Annotated in this window: 16 protein-coding genes and 1 pseudogene; 13 read left to right on the top strand and 4 right to left on the bottom strand. The window is 29.9% G+C overall.

What is annotated here, in order from left to right; genetic code table 11:
* Positions 1 to 22 precede the first annotated feature (22 nt).
* From AACZ53_RS02680 to AACZ53_RS02725, 10 genes are all read left to right on the top strand, one after another.
* Positions 23 to 1,258, top strand: a complete 1,236-nt coding sequence (locus AACZ53_RS02680) for an HD domain-containing protein (RefSeq protein WP_339834465.1) — start codon at positions 23 to 25, stop codon at positions 1,256 to 1,258.
* A gap of 121 nt (positions 1,259 to 1,379) precedes the next feature.
* A complete protein-coding gene (gene lpxD, locus AACZ53_RS02685) occupies positions 1,380 to 2,393 on the top strand; it encodes a UDP-3-O-(3-hydroxymyristoyl)glucosamine N-acyltransferase (RefSeq protein WP_339834468.1) in 1,014 nt (337 codons plus the stop codon).
* 21 nt (positions 2,394 to 2,414) lie between these two features.
* On the top strand, positions 2,415 to 3,803 hold the full coding sequence (locus AACZ53_RS02690; RefSeq protein ID WP_339834471.1) for a bifunctional UDP-3-O-[3-hydroxymyristoyl] N-acetylglucosamine deacetylase/3-hydroxyacyl-ACP dehydratase: 1,389 nt from the start codon (positions 2,415 to 2,417) through the stop codon (positions 3,801 to 3,803).
* 3 nt (positions 3,804 to 3,806) lie between these two features.
* Entirely contained in the window at positions 3,807 to 4,589 is a 783-nt protein-coding gene (gene lpxA / locus AACZ53_RS02695) for an acyl-ACP--UDP-N-acetylglucosamine O-acyltransferase (RefSeq protein ID WP_339834474.1), read from the top strand.
* 42 nt (positions 4,590 to 4,631) lie between these two features.
* Positions 4,632 to 5,198 (top strand): elongation factor P, encoded by a 567-nt coding sequence (efp, locus tag AACZ53_RS02700; RefSeq protein ID WP_026715828.1) that lies wholly within the window; start codon positions 4,632 to 4,634, stop codon positions 5,196 to 5,198.
* 12 nt (positions 5,199 to 5,210) lie between these two features.
* A complete protein-coding gene (locus AACZ53_RS02705; protein WP_339834479.1) occupies positions 5,211 to 6,146 on the top strand; it encodes a UDP-3-O-(3-hydroxymyristoyl)glucosamine N-acyltransferase in 936 nt (311 codons plus the stop codon).
* Complete coding sequence (locus tag AACZ53_RS02710) at positions 6,139 to 6,501, top strand: nuclear transport factor 2 family protein (protein ID WP_339834482.1); 363 nt, start codon at positions 6,139 to 6,141, stop codon at positions 6,499 to 6,501. Before AACZ53_RS02705 ends, AACZ53_RS02710 begins: the two co-directional genes overlap by 8 nt.
* 105 nt (positions 6,502 to 6,606) lie before the next feature.
* Positions 6,607 to 7,479: a succinate--CoA ligase subunit alpha gene (gene sucD / locus AACZ53_RS02715; protein WP_026715825.1), complete on the top strand. Its 873-nt coding sequence runs from the start codon at positions 6,607 to 6,609 to the stop codon at positions 7,477 to 7,479.
* Positions 7,480 to 7,662: 183 nt separating this feature from the next.
* Positions 7,663 to 8,634, top strand: coding sequence for a beta-ketoacyl-ACP synthase III (locus AACZ53_RS02720; protein ID WP_339834486.1), 972 nt, complete (start codon positions 7,663 to 7,665; stop codon positions 8,632 to 8,634).
* 20 nt (positions 8,635 to 8,654) lie between these two features.
* Positions 8,655 to 9,479, top strand: coding sequence for an SDR family oxidoreductase (locus AACZ53_RS02725; RefSeq protein ID WP_339834488.1), 825 nt, complete (start codon positions 8,655 to 8,657; stop codon positions 9,477 to 9,479).
* Between the two features lie 305 nt (positions 9,480 to 9,784).
* Here the strand turns inward: AACZ53_RS02725 and AACZ53_RS02730 are convergent, their stop codons facing one another.
* From AACZ53_RS02730 to AACZ53_RS02740, 3 genes and pseudogenes are all read right to left on the bottom strand, one after another.
* Positions 9,785 to 10,066, bottom strand: coding sequence for a hypothetical protein (locus AACZ53_RS02730; protein WP_339834490.1), 282 nt, complete (start codon positions 10,064 to 10,066; stop codon positions 9,785 to 9,787).
* Positions 10,067 to 10,093: 27 nt separating this feature from the next.
* Complete coding sequence (locus AACZ53_RS02735; protein ID WP_339834492.1) at positions 10,094 to 10,219, bottom strand: hypothetical protein; 126 nt, start codon at positions 10,217 to 10,219, stop codon at positions 10,094 to 10,096.
* Positions 10,220 to 10,400: 181 nt separating this feature from the next.
* A pseudogene (locus tag AACZ53_RS02740) lies at positions 10,401 to 10,637 on the bottom strand (sigma-70 family RNA polymerase sigma factor); the annotation flags it as partial.
* 171 nt (positions 10,638 to 10,808) lie between these two features.
* On the opposite strand from AACZ53_RS02740, the gene fabG reads away from it, so the two are divergent.
* The 3 genes from fabG (at position 10,809) to AACZ53_RS02755 (ending at position 13,922) form a co-directional block, all read left to right on the top strand.
* On the top strand, positions 10,809 to 11,555 hold the full coding sequence (gene fabG, locus AACZ53_RS02745; RefSeq protein ID WP_339834494.1) for a 3-oxoacyl-[acyl-carrier-protein] reductase: 747 nt from the start codon (positions 10,809 to 10,811) through the stop codon (positions 11,553 to 11,555).
* A gap of 47 nt (positions 11,556 to 11,602) precedes the next feature.
* Positions 11,603 to 11,809 carry a hypothetical protein gene (locus tag AACZ53_RS02750; protein WP_339834496.1) on the top strand — a complete coding sequence of 69 codons (207 nt, stop codon included), beginning with the start codon at positions 11,603 to 11,605 and terminating at the stop codon, positions 11,807 to 11,809.
* Positions 11,810 to 11,894: 85 nt separating this feature from the next.
* Positions 11,895 to 13,922 (top strand): hypothetical protein, encoded by a 2,028-nt coding sequence (locus tag AACZ53_RS02755; protein WP_339834498.1) that lies wholly within the window; start codon positions 11,895 to 11,897, stop codon positions 13,920 to 13,922.
* A gap of 106 nt (positions 13,923 to 14,028) precedes the next feature.
* Here AACZ53_RS02755 and AACZ53_RS02760 read toward each other — a convergent pair whose 3' ends face one another.
* Positions 14,029 to 16,125: an LTA synthase family protein gene (locus tag AACZ53_RS02760; RefSeq protein ID WP_339834500.1), complete on the bottom strand. Its 2,097-nt coding sequence runs from the start codon at positions 16,123 to 16,125 to the stop codon at positions 14,029 to 14,031.
* Between the last annotated feature and the right edge of the window lie 87 nt (positions 16,126 to 16,212).

Genomic DNA, 16,212 nt, shown 5'->3' on the forward strand with positions numbered 1-16,212 from the left:
TACTTTTGTAAAAAATAACTAAGTGAGTCAAATTAATAAACGTAAAATTTTTAACGATCCCATTTATGGTTTCATTACTATTCCTAATACATTAATTTACGATTTAATACAACATCCTTATTTTCAGCGGTTAAGACGTATTTCTCAAATGGGACTAACTTATTTAGTTTATCCAGGAGCACATCATACACGATTTCATCATGCATTAGGTTGTATGCACTTGATGCAAAAAGCCATTCAAACACTTCGTTTTAAAACAGTAATAATTTCTGAGGAAGAGGAAAATGCCCTTTTAATTGCTATTTTGCTACACGATATAGGTCACGGTCCATTTAGTCATGCGATGGAGCAAAGCATTGTAGAAGAAGTACATCATGAACAGCTTTCATTGTTGTTTATGGAAAAATTGAATGAAGAATTTGATGGTAAGTTAGCATTAGCGATACAAATTTTTAAAGAACAATATCATCGTAAATTCATGTTGCAATTAGTTTCTAGTCAGCTAGATATGGATCGGATGGATTATTTAAGAAGAGATAGTTTTTACAGTGGTGTTGCCGAAGGAAATATCAATAGTGAACGGTTAATTCAAATGATGAACGTTCAAGATGATGTGTTAGTAATTGAAGAAAAAGGAATTTATTCTGTTGAAAAATTCTTAATGGCAAGACGATTGATGTATTGGCAAGCCTATTTACACAAAACAAGTGTTGTTTCCGAAATTATTTTGATGAATATTCTAAAAAGAGCAAAAGAATTAACAAAAAACAAAATTATTTTAAATTGTAGTGAGCCTTTGCAATTCTTTTTGAAGAATAAAATTTCATTAAACAATTTTGATTCAAAAGTGCTTCAGACCTTTTCTTATCTGGATGATTTTGATGTAATGAGTGCCATAAAAAATTGGCAATTTCATGATGATTTTGTGTTGAGTTCGCTTTCAAAAATGATTATCAATAGAGATTTATTAAAGATTCAAATGATGAGTGATAAACCAAAGAAAGAGAGTCTTTTAGGGTACAAAGAAAAATTCATTTCAAAATATAAAACTACTTCATCAGAAACAAAATATTTTGTTTTTAAAGGAAAGATAAAAAACCAAGCTTACGACAAAGAAAGTGAACCTATTTGTATTTTAAAAAAAGATGGTTCAATTGAAGATGTAGCGCAAGCATCAGATCAATTAAGTCTTAAAGCTTTATCAAAACCAGTAACAAAATATTTTATTTGTTATCCAAAAGAATTGATAGTTGCATAGCTATTTGATTTAATTTTATATTTTTGTGAGATTGAAATTAATTTAACATAGTATTAAATAGAAAAAACATAGTTTCAAAAAGTAGATTCCATCAGGTTTGATGGTAACTTAAAAATTTTAAATGAAGTTTACAGCAGAACAAATTGCAGGTATATTAAATGGTGAAGTACTAGGAAATCCTAATGCAGAAGTTTATAAATTAGCCAAAATAGAAGAAGGAACAGAAGGGTCGTTGACTTTTTTAGCCAATAAAAAATATGTGAATTACATATATTCAACGTTAGCTACAATAACAATTGTGAATAATGATTTCGTTCCAGAGCAAGAAATTACGACCACATTGATTAAAGTAGAAGATGCTTATAAAGCCTTTTCAACACTTTTAGAGTATTACAATCAAGTAAAGTTAATGAAATCTGGTATTGAACAACCTTCTGTCATTTCAGAAAATGTTACTTATGGTGATGGATTATATTTAGGTAGCTTTTGTTACATTGGAAAAAATGTTTCTATTGGTCAAAACGTAAAAATTTATCCAAATACATTTATTGGAGATAACGTAATTATTGGAGATAACTGTATTTTCTTTGCTGGAGTTAGAGTTTATTCTGAAACAGAAATAGGAAATAATTGCACGTTTCACTCAGGAAGCATTATAGGTTCTGATGGATTTGGATTTGCTCCCTTAGAAGATGGAACCTATTCAAAAATTCCTCAAATTGGAAATGTAATCATAGAAGATAATGTTGAAGTTGGTGCAAATACAACAATTGATAGAGCAACTTTAGGGTCAACATTTATTAGAAAAGGTGTAAAACTAGATAATCATATTCAAGTAGCTCATAACGTTGAAATTGATGAAAACACAGTAATAGCTGCTCAAACCGGAATTGCTGGTTCAACAAAAATTGGTAAAAACTGTATGATTGGTGGCCAAGTAGGTATTTCAGGTCATTTGGTCATAGGAAACGGTGTAAAAATTCAAGCACAATCGGGTATTGGTAAAAGTATTGGAGATAATGAAGTTGTTCAAGGAACACCAGCTTTCAACTACGGTGATTTTGCAAAGTCTTTCGTGCATTTCAAAAATCTGCCAAATATTGTAAATCAATTAGAAGAATTAAAGAAAAAATAACAAGTTTAAATTTTATATTTTATGGTTAAGCAAACAACCATCGCAAGCGAAATTACTCTAAAAGGAGTTGGTCTTCATACAGGTCAAGAAGTTATAATGACATTCAAACCTGCACCGGTTAATAACGGATATTCATTTGTCCGTGTTGATTTAGAAGGACATCCAGTTATTGAAGCTGATGCGAGTTACGTTATTAATACTCAACGTGGTACAAATCTAGAGAAAAAAGGTGTTTATATACAAACATCAGAACACGTTTTAGCTGCTTTTGTAGGCTGTGATGTAGATAATGTAATTATAGAATTAAACGCTTCAGAGCCACCAATTATGGATGGTTCTTCAAAATATTTTGTAGAAGCAATTGAAAAAGTTGGAATTGAAATTCAAAATGAAGAACGAAAAGTATATGTTGTTAAAGATGTAATTTCATATACAGACGAAAATACTGGAAGCGAAATTACAATTATTCCAAGTGATCACTATTGCGTAACTGCTATGGTAGATTTTGGAACTAAAGTTTTAGGAACTCAAAATGCTACCATGAAAAGCATTAGTGAATTTAAAGCTGAAATTTCAGATAGTAGAACGTTTAGCTTCTTACATGAATTAGAGACTTTGTTAAATAATGGATTAATTAAAGGTGGAGATTTAAACAATGCCATTGTTTATGTAGACAAAGAAATTTCTGAGGATACAATGAATAATCTTAAAAAGGCATTTGGAAAAGATAAAATCACAGTTAAACCAAATGGAATTCTAGATAATTTAGAATTACATCATCCTAATGAAGCAGCACGTCATAAATTATTAGACGTTGTTGGAGATTTAGCGCTTGTAGGAATTCGTATTCAAGGAAAAGTTATTGCTAATAAACCTGGACATTTTGTAAATACACAATTTGCAAAAAAACTTCAAAAAATAATAAAAATTGAAGAAAGAAATCAAGTTCCTGTGTACGATTTACATAAAGAACCTTTGATGGATATTCATCAGATTATGGCTATTCTTCCTCATAGACCACCTTTTTTATTGATAGATAGAATTATTGAAATGTCTGATTCACATGTTGTTGGATTGAAAAATGTGACAATGAATGAACCTTTCTTTGTTGGACATTTTCCAGATGCACCCGTTATGCCAGGAGTTTTAATTGTGGAAGCAATGGCGCAAACAGGAGGTATTTTAGTATTAAGTACTGTCCCAGATCCTGAAAATTACCTAACATTTTTCATGAAAATCGATAATGTAAAGTTCAAACAAAAAGTATTACCAGGTGATACATTAATCTTTAAATGTGATTTAATAACACCTATTAGACGTGGAATTTGTCATATGCAAGCTAATGCTTATGCTAATGGTAGATTAGTAGCCCAAGCAGAATTAATGGCACAAATAGCAAAAAAACAATAAATTATGAATCAACCGTTAGCATACGTACATCCAGGAGCAAAAATTGCTCGAAATGTAGTAATTGATCCATTTACTACTATTCACAATAATGTAATTATTGGAGAAGGAACTTGGATTGGTTCAAATGTAACCATTATGGAAGGTGCTCGTATTGGAAAGAATTGTAATATTTTTCCCGGTGCAGTAATTTCAGCTGTTCCACAAGATTTAAAATTTGGAGGGGAAGATTCATTAGCAATAATCGGAGATAACACAACTATTAGAGAATGTGTGACAATTAATAGAGGTACAATTGCATCTGGTCAAACTAAAATAGGAGATAATTGTCTAATTATGGCAACTGCACATATTGCACATGATTGTCATATTGGCGATAATGTAATTATTGTGAACGGTGTACTTTTAGGAGGTCATGTTAACGTTGGTAATCACGCTATTATTGGAGGTTTGTCTGCAGTACATCAGTTTATTAGTATTGGAGAACATGCAATGGTTTCAGGTGGATCTCTTTTAAGAAAAGATGTTCCTCCTTTCACAAAAGCTGCTAAAGAACCAATATCTTATGTTGGAATTAATTCTGTAGGTTTAAGAAGAAGAGGTTTTTCAACAGAAAAAATTAGAGAAATACAAGATATTTATAGAATATTATATCAAAAAAATTATAATACAACTCAAGCTTTAGCAAAAATTGAAGCAGAAATGGAAGCAACTCCAGAACGCGATGAGATTATTCAATTTATTAAAAGTTCATCAAGGGGAATCATGAAAGGCTATACAGGGGTTTAAAACCTGTGACAAACAAAAAATAAAAAAATAAAAAACTAAATAATGGCAAGTACATCAGATATTAGAAACGGATTATGCATTAAATACAACCACGATATTTATAAAATTATCGAATTTTTACACGTAAAACCAGGAAAAGGTCCAGCATTTGTAAGAACAAAATTAAGGTCAGTTAGTAACGGAAAAGTATTGGATAATACATTTTCAGCTGGACATAAAATTGATGTAGTTCGTGTAGAAACGCAAACTTACCAATTTTTATATGCAGAAGGAGACACATTTAACTTTATGAATGTAGATAATTACGAACAAATCACTTTAGAAAGAAGTGTGTTAGATGCACCTGATTTATTAAAAGAAGGAACAAACGTAATGTTGCAAATCAATACAGAAACAGATTTACCATTATCTGTAGATATGCCTTCGTCAGTTATCCTTGAAGTAACGTATACTGAGCCAGGAATGAAAGGAAACACAGCTACAAATGCAAATAAACCAGCTACTGTTGAAACAGGAGCAACTGTAAATGTACCTTTATTTATAAATGAAGGTGATAAAATTAAAATTGATACTGCTTCAGGAAATTATATGGAACGTATTAAAGAGTAATAAGTTAAGTAAATGAAATTTCCAAAAACTTTCGCTCTAAAAGAGATTGCTTCTATAATCAACACTGAATTTGCAGGTGATGAAAATTTTCCGGTTAAAGGAATGAATGAAATTCATGTTGTTGAACCTGGAGATATTGTTTTTGTAGATCATCCAAAATATTATGACAAAGCGTTAAAATCAGCAGCAACTATTGTTTTAATCAATAAAAAAGTTGATTGCCCAGAAGGCAAAGCGCTATTAATTTCTGATGATCCTTTTAGAGATTTCAATACATTAACTAAATATTTTAAACCTTTTCAGGCATTAAGCTTATCTGTTTCTGAAAATGCTATAATTGGAGAAAACACATTTATTCAACCTAATTGTTTTATTGGTAATAATGTAACTATTGGTAAAAATTGTATCATTCATTCAAATGTTTCAATTTATGATAATACTGTAATTGGCGATAATGTTATTATCCATGCAGGAACAATTTTAGGTGCTGATGCTTTCTATTATAAAAAAAGAACAGAAGGTTTTGATCAATTGCTGTCTGGAGGAAGAGTTGTCATAAAAGATAATGTTGGAATAGGAGCACTGTGTACAATAGATAAAGGTGTTACTGGTGATACAACTATTGGTGAAGGCACTAAAATTGATAACCAAGTTCATGTTGGGCATGATACAGTTATTGGTAAAAAATGCTTAATTGCTGCACAAACCGGAATTGCAGGATGTGTTATAATTGAAGATGAAGTAACACTTTGGGGACAAGTTGGTACGACTAGTGGAATAACAATTGGTTCAAAAGCTATTGTGATGGGGCAAACAGGTATAACAAAGTCTATTGAAGGATCAAAAGTTTACTTTGGAACACCAATTGAAGAATCTAGAGAAAAATTGAAGCAACTCGCGAATATAAAACGCATACCCGAAATTTTAAAAAAAATGCAAAATGACTAATGTTGAAATTATTAAAGACTTCTATGCTTCAGATAATTACAGAGATTTAAGCTATGTAGACAACTTAATAGATGATTCTATTTATTTAGAATGGAATAGTTCTGTTGGACAATTTACATACAATAAAGCTGATGTTATGAAGCTTTCTAAAGAATTGTTTGAAAATTATACAGATTCTAAAATAGAAATATTAAATCTTTTTGGTGAAGGTAATTCTGTAGCAGTTCATTATAATTATTTTGCATCTACTATCGAAAATCCTTCAGAAATGGTATTAATTACAAAAATTATGGCTTTCTGGGAATTTAAAAACGGAAAAATTATTAAAGGGCATCAAATATCAGTTCTAGGTTAATATTACAAAAGTAAATTATTATTATTTTCACATAAAAACTTTAAAAGTCAATCAAAAAATCATACTTTTGCTTCACTTTTTATAAAATAAATTAAAAATAACAACATGAGTGTTTTAGTAAACAAAGATTCAAAAATAATAGTTCAAGGATTTACAGGTAGTGAAGGAACTTTTCATGCCGAACAAATGATTGAATATGGTACAAATGTAGTTGGTGGTGTAACTCCTGGTAAAGGTGGACAAACTCATTTAGACAGACCTGTTTTTAATACTGTACAAGATGCAGTAGTAGAAGCTGGAGCTGATACTTCTATATTATTTGTACCACCAGCTTTTGCTGCTGATGCAATTATGGAAGCTGCTGATGCCGGAATTAAAGTAATTATTTGTATTACTGAAGGAATTCCTGTTGCAGATATGATTAAAGCTTATGCTTATATTCAAGATAGAGATTGTCGTTTAGTTGGACCTAATTGTCCAGGTGTAATTACTCCAGGTGAAGCTAAAGTTGGTATTATGCCAGGTTTCGTTTTCAAAAAAGGGAATGTAGGTATTGTTTCTAAATCAGGAACATTAACTTATGAAGCTGCTGACCAAGTTGTAAAACAAGGAATGGGAATCACAACTGCTATCGGAATTGGTGGAGATCCAATTATTGGAACAACAACTAAAGAAGCTGTTGAATTACTTATCAACGATCCGGAAACGGAATGTGTTGTAATGATTGGTGAAATTGGTGGTCAATTAGAAGCTGATGCTGCTAAATGGTACAAAGAAAGTGGAAGCAAAAAACCTATTGTAGGATTTATTGCTGGTGAAACTGCTCCTGCTGGAAGAACAATGGGTCATGCTGGTGCTATTGTTGGAGGTTCTGACGATACTGCTGAAGCTAAGAAAAGAATCATGAGAGAATGTGGAATACATGTTGTTGATTCTCCTGCTGAAATTGGATTAAAAGTGAAAGAAGTAATGGGATAATTTATTTTATCATCTAATAATATTCAAAACCGATGCATTAATTTGTATCGGTTTTTTTATTAAAATTATGTAATTCATTTTTTTTGCCTTTTAAATTCATAATGTGATAATAATTAATAAAATTATTAATTATATGATTACTATTTGAAATTAAAAAAGGAAATTTGTTTAAAATTTAACAAAATGAATAACGTTTATATAAAAGGGACTGGTTCTTATGCACCCGAAAATATTATAAAAAATGACTTCTTTGAATCCATTGGATCTTCCGGTGAATGGATATTTTCAAAATTAGGAATTAAAGAGCGTAGAATTTCAACTGGTGAAGCAACAAGTGATTTGGCTTACAAGGCAGGCTTATTAGCTATTGAAAACGCAAATTTAAAGGTAGAAGATATAGATTTGATTATTGTTGCTACAACTACTCCAGATAGACCTTCACCTTCTTGTGCTTGTTTTGTTCAAGATAAATTAAAAGCAACTAACGCTGTTGCTTTTGATATTTCTGCAGTTTGTTCAGGAGCTTTATTTACTATGGCTACAGCTGTTCAATTTGTAAAAACAGGTATGTATAAAAACGTACTTGTTATTGGTGCAGATACCTTTTCTTCAATTATTGATTGGGAAAGAAGAGATGCTGTTTTTTTTGGAGACGGAGCAGGAGCAATGGTTTTATCGTCAACAACTGAAGATAAAGGTTTTATAGATTTTGCATTACATTCGGACGGAACGGGTAAAGAACACTTTACAATTCTTGCTGGTGGTTCTGCAAAACCTGCTTCAATAGAAACGGTAAACAATAGAGAACATTACTTTAAAATGGATGGAAAAGCTGTTTTTGATACGGCTACTAAAGTAGTTCCAGAAAATATTAACGAAATATTGAGCAAAAATAACTTAACAATTGAAGATGTAGACTTTATGCTACCTCATCAACCTAGTATTAGAATACTTCAAGAAATTGCTAGAAAAGTTAATCTGCCTTTTGAGAAAGTAAAAACAAATATGGACAGATATGCTAATACTTCTGGAGGAACTGTTCCTATTATATTAGATGAAACACATAAGAATAATGAATTTAAAAAAGGGGACATTCTTTTGTTTGCAGCTGTTGGAGCAGGTTGGACTTGGGGAACAGCTTTATATAAATGGTAAAATAATTTAAAATAAAAGATATGTTTACAAATAAAACATTTTTAATTACAGGTATTGCTGATGAAAACTCATTGGCTATGTTTGTAGCAAAAAAAATAGTAAAAAACGGTGGAAAAGTTATTTGCACAGGATTAGGTGTAAGTGAATTTCACAAAGATTTATCCGATAAGGCAAAGCAGTTTTTAAATACCAATTATCTTGATTTTCAAAAATCAGTTAAAAATGAATTGGGAGATGATACTCAGACAGAAATCTTAGATGTAACGCTAGAAGAAAGTGTAGATGCGTTTGCTAAAAAATTAAAAGCAAATAATATTAAAGTAGACGGATTTTTACATGCAATTGCTATGGATAAAACCATTAGACAAAAAGTTGTAAAGCCCATGTTAGAAGTCACAAAAGAAGAATTTTGCGACACAATGGAAGTTTCAGCTTATTCCTTAATTCGTATAGCTCAATATTTATATAAATATGATTTAATGCAACCTAAATCTTCTATATGTTCCTTAAGTTATATTGCTGCTGCAAAAGTAACTTTTCATCCTTATAGAAATATGAGTATTGCAAAAGCAGCTTTAGAACGTATTACAATTGAATTAGCCGATGAGCTAGGCAGAAGAGACGGAACAAGAGTAAATGCTATTAGATTTTCACCTTATATGGGAAGCAAAGCAGGAACAGCCACCTTAAATCAATCTGATTTTGACACAGCTGATAAATTAAGTCCTTTAGGTAACGCTACACCAGATGATTTAGCCAACGAAGTGATTCACTTGTTTAGACCAAACGGAAGAATTACTGGAGAAATTAGACAAGTAGATGGAGGTTATAACATCATGGGATAAAAAAAAGCGCCAATATCTAATTTTGATATTGGCGCTTTTTTATTCTTTTATAATTTTAAAGGTCTTTAATTTCTTTTCTGAAATTATTTTAATAACATAAATACCAGCTTTTAATGATTCTAATGAAATTTCATTTTTATTAGAATCTATTTTTTGAGTAAGAATTTGTTGACCTAATCCGTTAATGATTTCAATATTTAAATTTTTATAAGAATAATCAGTGTCAATTGTAATATAATTTGAAGTTGGATTAGGATAAACTTTTTAATAGATTCAACTAATTCAAATTCATTTGTAGACAAAATTTAAGAGGCAGATAAAGAGTTTGTATTTTCAATTGTATTACCAACTACTAAATTTTGTTTTGTAAATCCAGAATAAGGACTGGGATAATAAATACATTTAAAAACAGAACTTACATTGATTTTTCCTTGGTTTGCAATTCCGGTATTAGTAATAGGGTTTACATATTTCCAAACAGAAGTTCCATTTGAGTTTATTTCTGTAAACATTCCGTTTGGTCCATCACAATATAAAATATTACCATTTGATAACAGTTGAGAACTTGATATGTTTTGAGTATACAAATTATTCGGATTTTCTGCGTTATAATTCTAAGAAGTACTATTTGGTAAATAGGGTAGTGTTTTTGTATAAATATTGCCATTTACTGAAGGATTTATGATTTCAACTGTTGAATAATTTCCTCCAGTTCTTCCATTTCCATTATTAAAAATCATAATTTGATTAGCAAAAGGCAAACCATTTTCAATCCAAGTTGCATCATGTTGACCAAACCATTTTTTTTAAGCAACAGTTTCATTATTATAAGCTCCAGAGTTTCTTTTAGTATCTTCTTGATTTTCTAGCAATATACTAGGATGTTAAAAATCAGATGAATTGTTATATTCGTATTCATTTTCAGACTTGCGACCAAAAGAGAAAAAACTTTTTTTTGTATTCTTCTTCTTTTATAAAATCTAAACTTTGATTAATTGTAATTATATAAATCCATGTTTTTATATGGGATTCTTCTTTAAAACTATCTAAGGATTGATATACTTTAACAAAAACATCTTGTGTAACTTCTTCTGCATCTTCAACATTTTGTAAATAATTAAGCACTACATTATACACAAATACCTTATGGGTTTGATATAATTTTTTTAAATCAAATTGGTTTTTAAAACATTAAAATAATAGTATATTTGGACTTTATATTTTAAACTGAATTAAGATGAAATATTCAAACTTTCAAAACTGCATGTTTTAGTATAAAGTTGATTTGAATATTGCATATGACCTTTAAAAAACAATAAAAATATACATATGAAATTATTAGACGGAAAAGTTGCCATTATTACAGGAGCAAGTCGTGGAATTGGAAGTGGAATTGCAAAAGTATTTGCTGAACAAGGTGCAAATGTTGCTTTTACTTATAGTTCTTCTGCAGAATCTGCTTTGGTATTAGAAAACGAATTAAACGCTTTAGGAATTAAAGCAAAAGGATATAAATCAAACGCAGCAGACTTCAACGAAGCTCAAAAGTTAGTGGAAGATGTAATGGCTGAATTTGGAAATGTTGATGTATTGATTAACAATGCTGGAATTACAAAAGACAATTTGTTAATGAGAATGTCTGAAGAAGATTTTGATAAAGTTATCGAAATCAACTTAAAGTCTGTATTTAACATGACAAAAGCGGTTCAAAAAATCATGTTGAAAAACCGTAAAGGTTCAATCATAAATATGAGTAGTGTAGTTGGAGTGAAAGGTAACGCTGGACAAGCAAACTATGCAGCTTCAAAAGCTGGAATGATTGGTTTTACTAAATCAGTAGCTTTAGAGTTAGGTTCAAGAAATATTCGTTGCAACGCCATTGCACCAGGTTTCATCGAAACTGAAATGACTGCCAAATTAAACGAAGACGTTGTAAAAGGTTGGAGAGAAGCTATTCCGTTAAAAAGAGGTGGAACACCAGAAGATATTGCAAACGTTTGTGTGTTTTTAGCATGTGATATGAGTGCATATGTTACCGGACAAGTTATTAATGTTGATGGAGGAATGCTTACATAATAGATGGCAGTGATCAGTATTTAGTTGGCAGTTTAATAAAAGTAAAAATGAAAAATAAATACTTAATTGCAATAATACTTTTTGGAGTTATAATTACCATTTTTGGAGCTTTAATAAAGATTATGCACTTACAATTTGGTATAATTACAGGTAATTTATTGCTTTCAATAGGTATTTTAGCTGAAGTACTTGGAATAATATTGTTAATTATAAAACTTACTACCAATAAAAAAGATAATTTTCTAAATAAATAATTAAGATTTAAAGTCTAGAAATTAAACAGTGGGCTGTCATTTACTGTGAGAAAACTGAACACTAACAACTGAACACTAAAAAATAATGACTAAAACAACAATTCTCCTAATAACCTTATCTCTGATAATCGCTGGATTATTGTCGTTTTATCAATACTTATATAAAGTCAAGAAAAAGTCCAATTTGAATTTGTTTTTGACTTTTTTACGTTTTATATCTTATTTCACAGTGTTTTTGTTATTGATTAATCCAATTATTTCTCGAAAAACGTTGGAAATCTCAAAAACTCCTTTACCAATATTTTTTGATAATTCACAATCCATCAGTGAATTAGAAGCTTCTGAAAATACAAAAAAAGTTTTTAAAGCTTTAAGCGAAAATAGTAAGTTAAAAGATAAATTTGAGGTTCAGACTTATTTGTTTGATGACGAAATTTATCAAGATAAAGTTTTGGATTTCAAAGGAAAACAGTCTAAAATTGATCAAGTTGCTAAAGATATTAAGCAATTGTACAAAGCACCTATTTTTCCTGTAATTTTGGTTACAGATGGAAATCAAACGCAAGGAAGCGATTATATTTATTCTTTTCAGTCGAATGCGAATGTGTTTCCAGTGATTATTGGTGATACAACAGAAGTGGAAGATTTGAAAATCAATCAAGTAAACGTAAATAAATACGCGTTTTTGAAGAATAAATTTCCAATTGAAGTATTTGTGCAATATAATGGTCAAAAATCAATTTCTGCTAATGTTTCTATTGTTGAAAATGGAAGTGTTATTTTTAAGGAAACCATTTCTCTTTCAGCCAATAAAAAGGTTAAAACGGTTACAGCTTTATTGAATGCTAATTCCATTGGTACGAAGAAATATACAGTAAATATTTCAAGTAGTTTAACTGAAAAGAACAAAACTAATAACACTAAATATTTTGCCGTTGAAGTTTTAGACCAAAGAAAAGAAATTGCCTTAATTTCAGCCATAAATCATCCTGATTTAGGAGTTATTAAACGAAGCATTGAAGCTAATCAACAACGTAAAGTAACAATTCTTAAACCAAAGGAAATTAGTGATATAACAAAATTTAATGTTTGTATATTTTATCAACCAACTTCTGAATTTTCAACCGTAATTAGTCAAGCTAAAAAACTAGGTTTAAATGCATTTTTCATCACAGGAAAGTCAACTGATTTTAATGTTATGAATCAATCTCAAACCGATTTAACCTTTAAAATGACTAATCAAAAAGAGAATTATGTAGCTTCTTACAACGAACAATTTAATCTTTTTGCACAAGATAATATTGGATTTGATTATTTTCCACCCTTAGAAAACGGATTTGGTTCTGTAAAAACGAATAGTAATGTTTCGGTTTTATTAGGTTCAAAAATCAATCGAATTGATGTTGAAAACCCAATGTTATGTTTTTCTGAAAATGGTTCAAACAGAAATGCTTATTTATTAGGAGAAAACATTTGGAAATGGAGAATCGAAAGTCACGTTAAAACGAAAGAATTCACGCAATTTGATACGTTTATGGACAAAATTGTGCAATTCTTGACCACAAATAGTGCTAAAAAATCATTAGTGGTGAATCATGAATCGTTTTATAATTCAGGGGAACCTATTGAAATTACAGCACAATTCTTCAATAAGAATTACGAATTTGATGAAAATGCCAAATTGGCTATCAATCTTCAAAACAAAACTAAAAACACTTCTAAAACCTACGATTTCTTAAAAGGAAATAACGAATATAAAGTAAGTTTAGACAATTTAGAAGCTGGAAATTACAGTTTTACCGTTACCGAAAAGAATAGCAATACCAAATATTCAGGTTCATTTGAGATTCTTGATTTTGAAATCGAGAAACAATTTGTAAACGCTGACAAAAGCCGTTTAGATCAATTAGCTCAAAACACCAACGGAAAAGCTTTTTATCCTACAAATATTAATGCTTTAGTTGATAATTTACTAGCTAAAGATAACTATAAAGCAATTCAAAAAGAAATCGTTAAGAAATCTCCTTTGATTGATTGGGTTTGGTTATTGGTTTTATTAGCTATTGCTTTGGCTACGGAATGGTTTGTTCGTAAGTATAATGGGTTGCTTTAATTTATAATTCAAAAACTCTTTCTGTAAGATAATTTTCAAAAAAAGAAAATGGGTTATAGAAATTTACGTCCTATAACCCATTCCTAAAACCTATAACCTCAAAAACTTACTTCACATCATATTTCTTCTTAGTTAACATATCAGAAGCTGTTTGGTAATAAGCTGTTGATTCTTTGATTAAGTCTTGTCTCTCAGTAGTCATTAAGGTTTCATCATAGAAAATTCTATAATCTTCCTTTAGTTTTGGATTATCTACTTGTTTTAAAGCAAATTGTTTTGATTGTTTTACCGGAGAAATAATCGTTAAAACATTATCTTTTATAAATCCCAAATCTTGATACGTTGCAATAAAAGCTCTTGGTTTATAATCGTCTTTTAAAACATCTTGTCCGTAAAATTTACTGTCATAATCAAAGTTTAACAATCCTAAAAGTGTTGGCATTAAATCTATTTGGGACATTAATTTATTGTTGTTTGCTGGAGTAATAAATCCTGGTGCATAAATCATAGCAGGAATTCTATATTTATCCATTGGCAATTCCGTTTTTCCAGAACTAGAAGCACAATGGTCAGCTACAATTACAAAAACCGTATTTTTAAACCATGGTTGTTTTGCAGCATTAGCAAAAAACTGTCTTAAAGCATAATCTGTATATTTCACACCACCATCACGTGATTTTATAGTTGGAGAAATATCAATTTTTCCATCAGGATACGTAAAAGGTCTGTGATTACTAACCGTCATCCAATGATTAAAGAAAGGTTTCCCTGTTTTAGCTTCTTCATTCATGGTTTGAATAGCTTTGTTTCCCATGTCACCATCACAAACGCCCCAAATATTTGCAAAAGTAATTTCTCCTTGTTTAATTGAACTTTTATCTACTATGTCATAACCATTTCCACTAAAAAAATCTTGCATGTTGTCAAAAAAAGCATCTCCACCATATAAATATTTCGTTTGATAGCCTTTTTTCTTAAAAACACTTGCAGTACTGAATTTGTTTTTATTGTCTTCACGTTTTACAACACTTTCTCCAGGAGTTGGAGGAATACAAAGTGTCATAGCCTCTAAACCTCGAACTGTTCTATTTCCTGTTGCATAAAGATTGGAAAAATTCAAACTTTGCAAAGCCAATGAATCTAGGAATGGTGTAATGTTTTGTTCGTTTCCATACATTTTCATGTATTCAGCACTTAAACTTTCTATGGTAATTAAAACTACATTCATTTTAGTTTCTGTAGAATCTGAATCTATATGTCTTAGTGTTGTATCATAACCAATATTTGAAATCTGATTTTTCAATAAAGCATAAGCTTCGTTGTTTGGCATTGTTTCATAAAACTTAAAGAAATCCAATTCACTTTGCATAAAAGCACCATAGAATTTATAAATTCCGTTGGCTTGTAATTCATTAGTAAAAACATTTGGAGAATCTTCTTGATTTGATAAAACCGGAATCATTTTTAGGGAAACTATAAATAGTAAAGCATAAACCGCAACAATCTTGATTTTATCAATAAAAGTTGGTAAATTATCTAAATAACCCTTTGATTTTTTTACTATAATGTAAGTCGAAAGTAAAGCTACAATTCCAACCCCAGCAAACAAAGGAACAACTGGATAAGATTCCATAATATTTCCGATAACTGTATTAGTGTATACTAAATAATCTACAGCAATAAAGTTATAACGTACTCCAAATTCATTCCAAAAAAAGAATTCACTAACTGCATTTTGAATTATGATTAAGACAAAAATGAAAATTGTAATAGAAAAGACAGCTAGTCTAATGTTTTTTCTTTGTTTAGGAAAGAATAACAAAAGTCCAATTAACACAGTCTTTATACCAACAAATCCAATTCCTAAAGCTGGCAAAACACCACCATATTCATGTAAAATCGTTTTTCCTGACAGGATATAAATCAACAAAGCCAAATAAGTACCAAACAAGACATAACCCCAAGGTTTATTAAATTTTGAATCAGATAAAAAGATAAGATATAACCATAAAAAAGCACTTGCCACAATGAAAATTAATAAATCTGAAAGAAATCCTAAAAAGAAAATCTTAAGAATGGCTACAAAACCAAAGTGTGATTGCGTTATGGGGTGAAATAATAAAACTATACGTAAAATAAACCCAACTAAAAGAAAAAATAAAACTAAGTTTTTAAAGGGCGCAATCTGTTTTGAAAAATTCATGTTTATTGACTAATATTGAGATAAAAAATTTGGAACAAAGATATTTGAGAACTTTATTTTTAAACTTAAGAATTACTTAAGATTAAC

The sequence above is a fragment of the uncultured Flavobacterium sp. genome, assembly GCF_963975005.1.
GTDB lineage: Bacteria > Bacteroidota > Bacteroidia > Flavobacteriales > Flavobacteriaceae > Flavobacterium.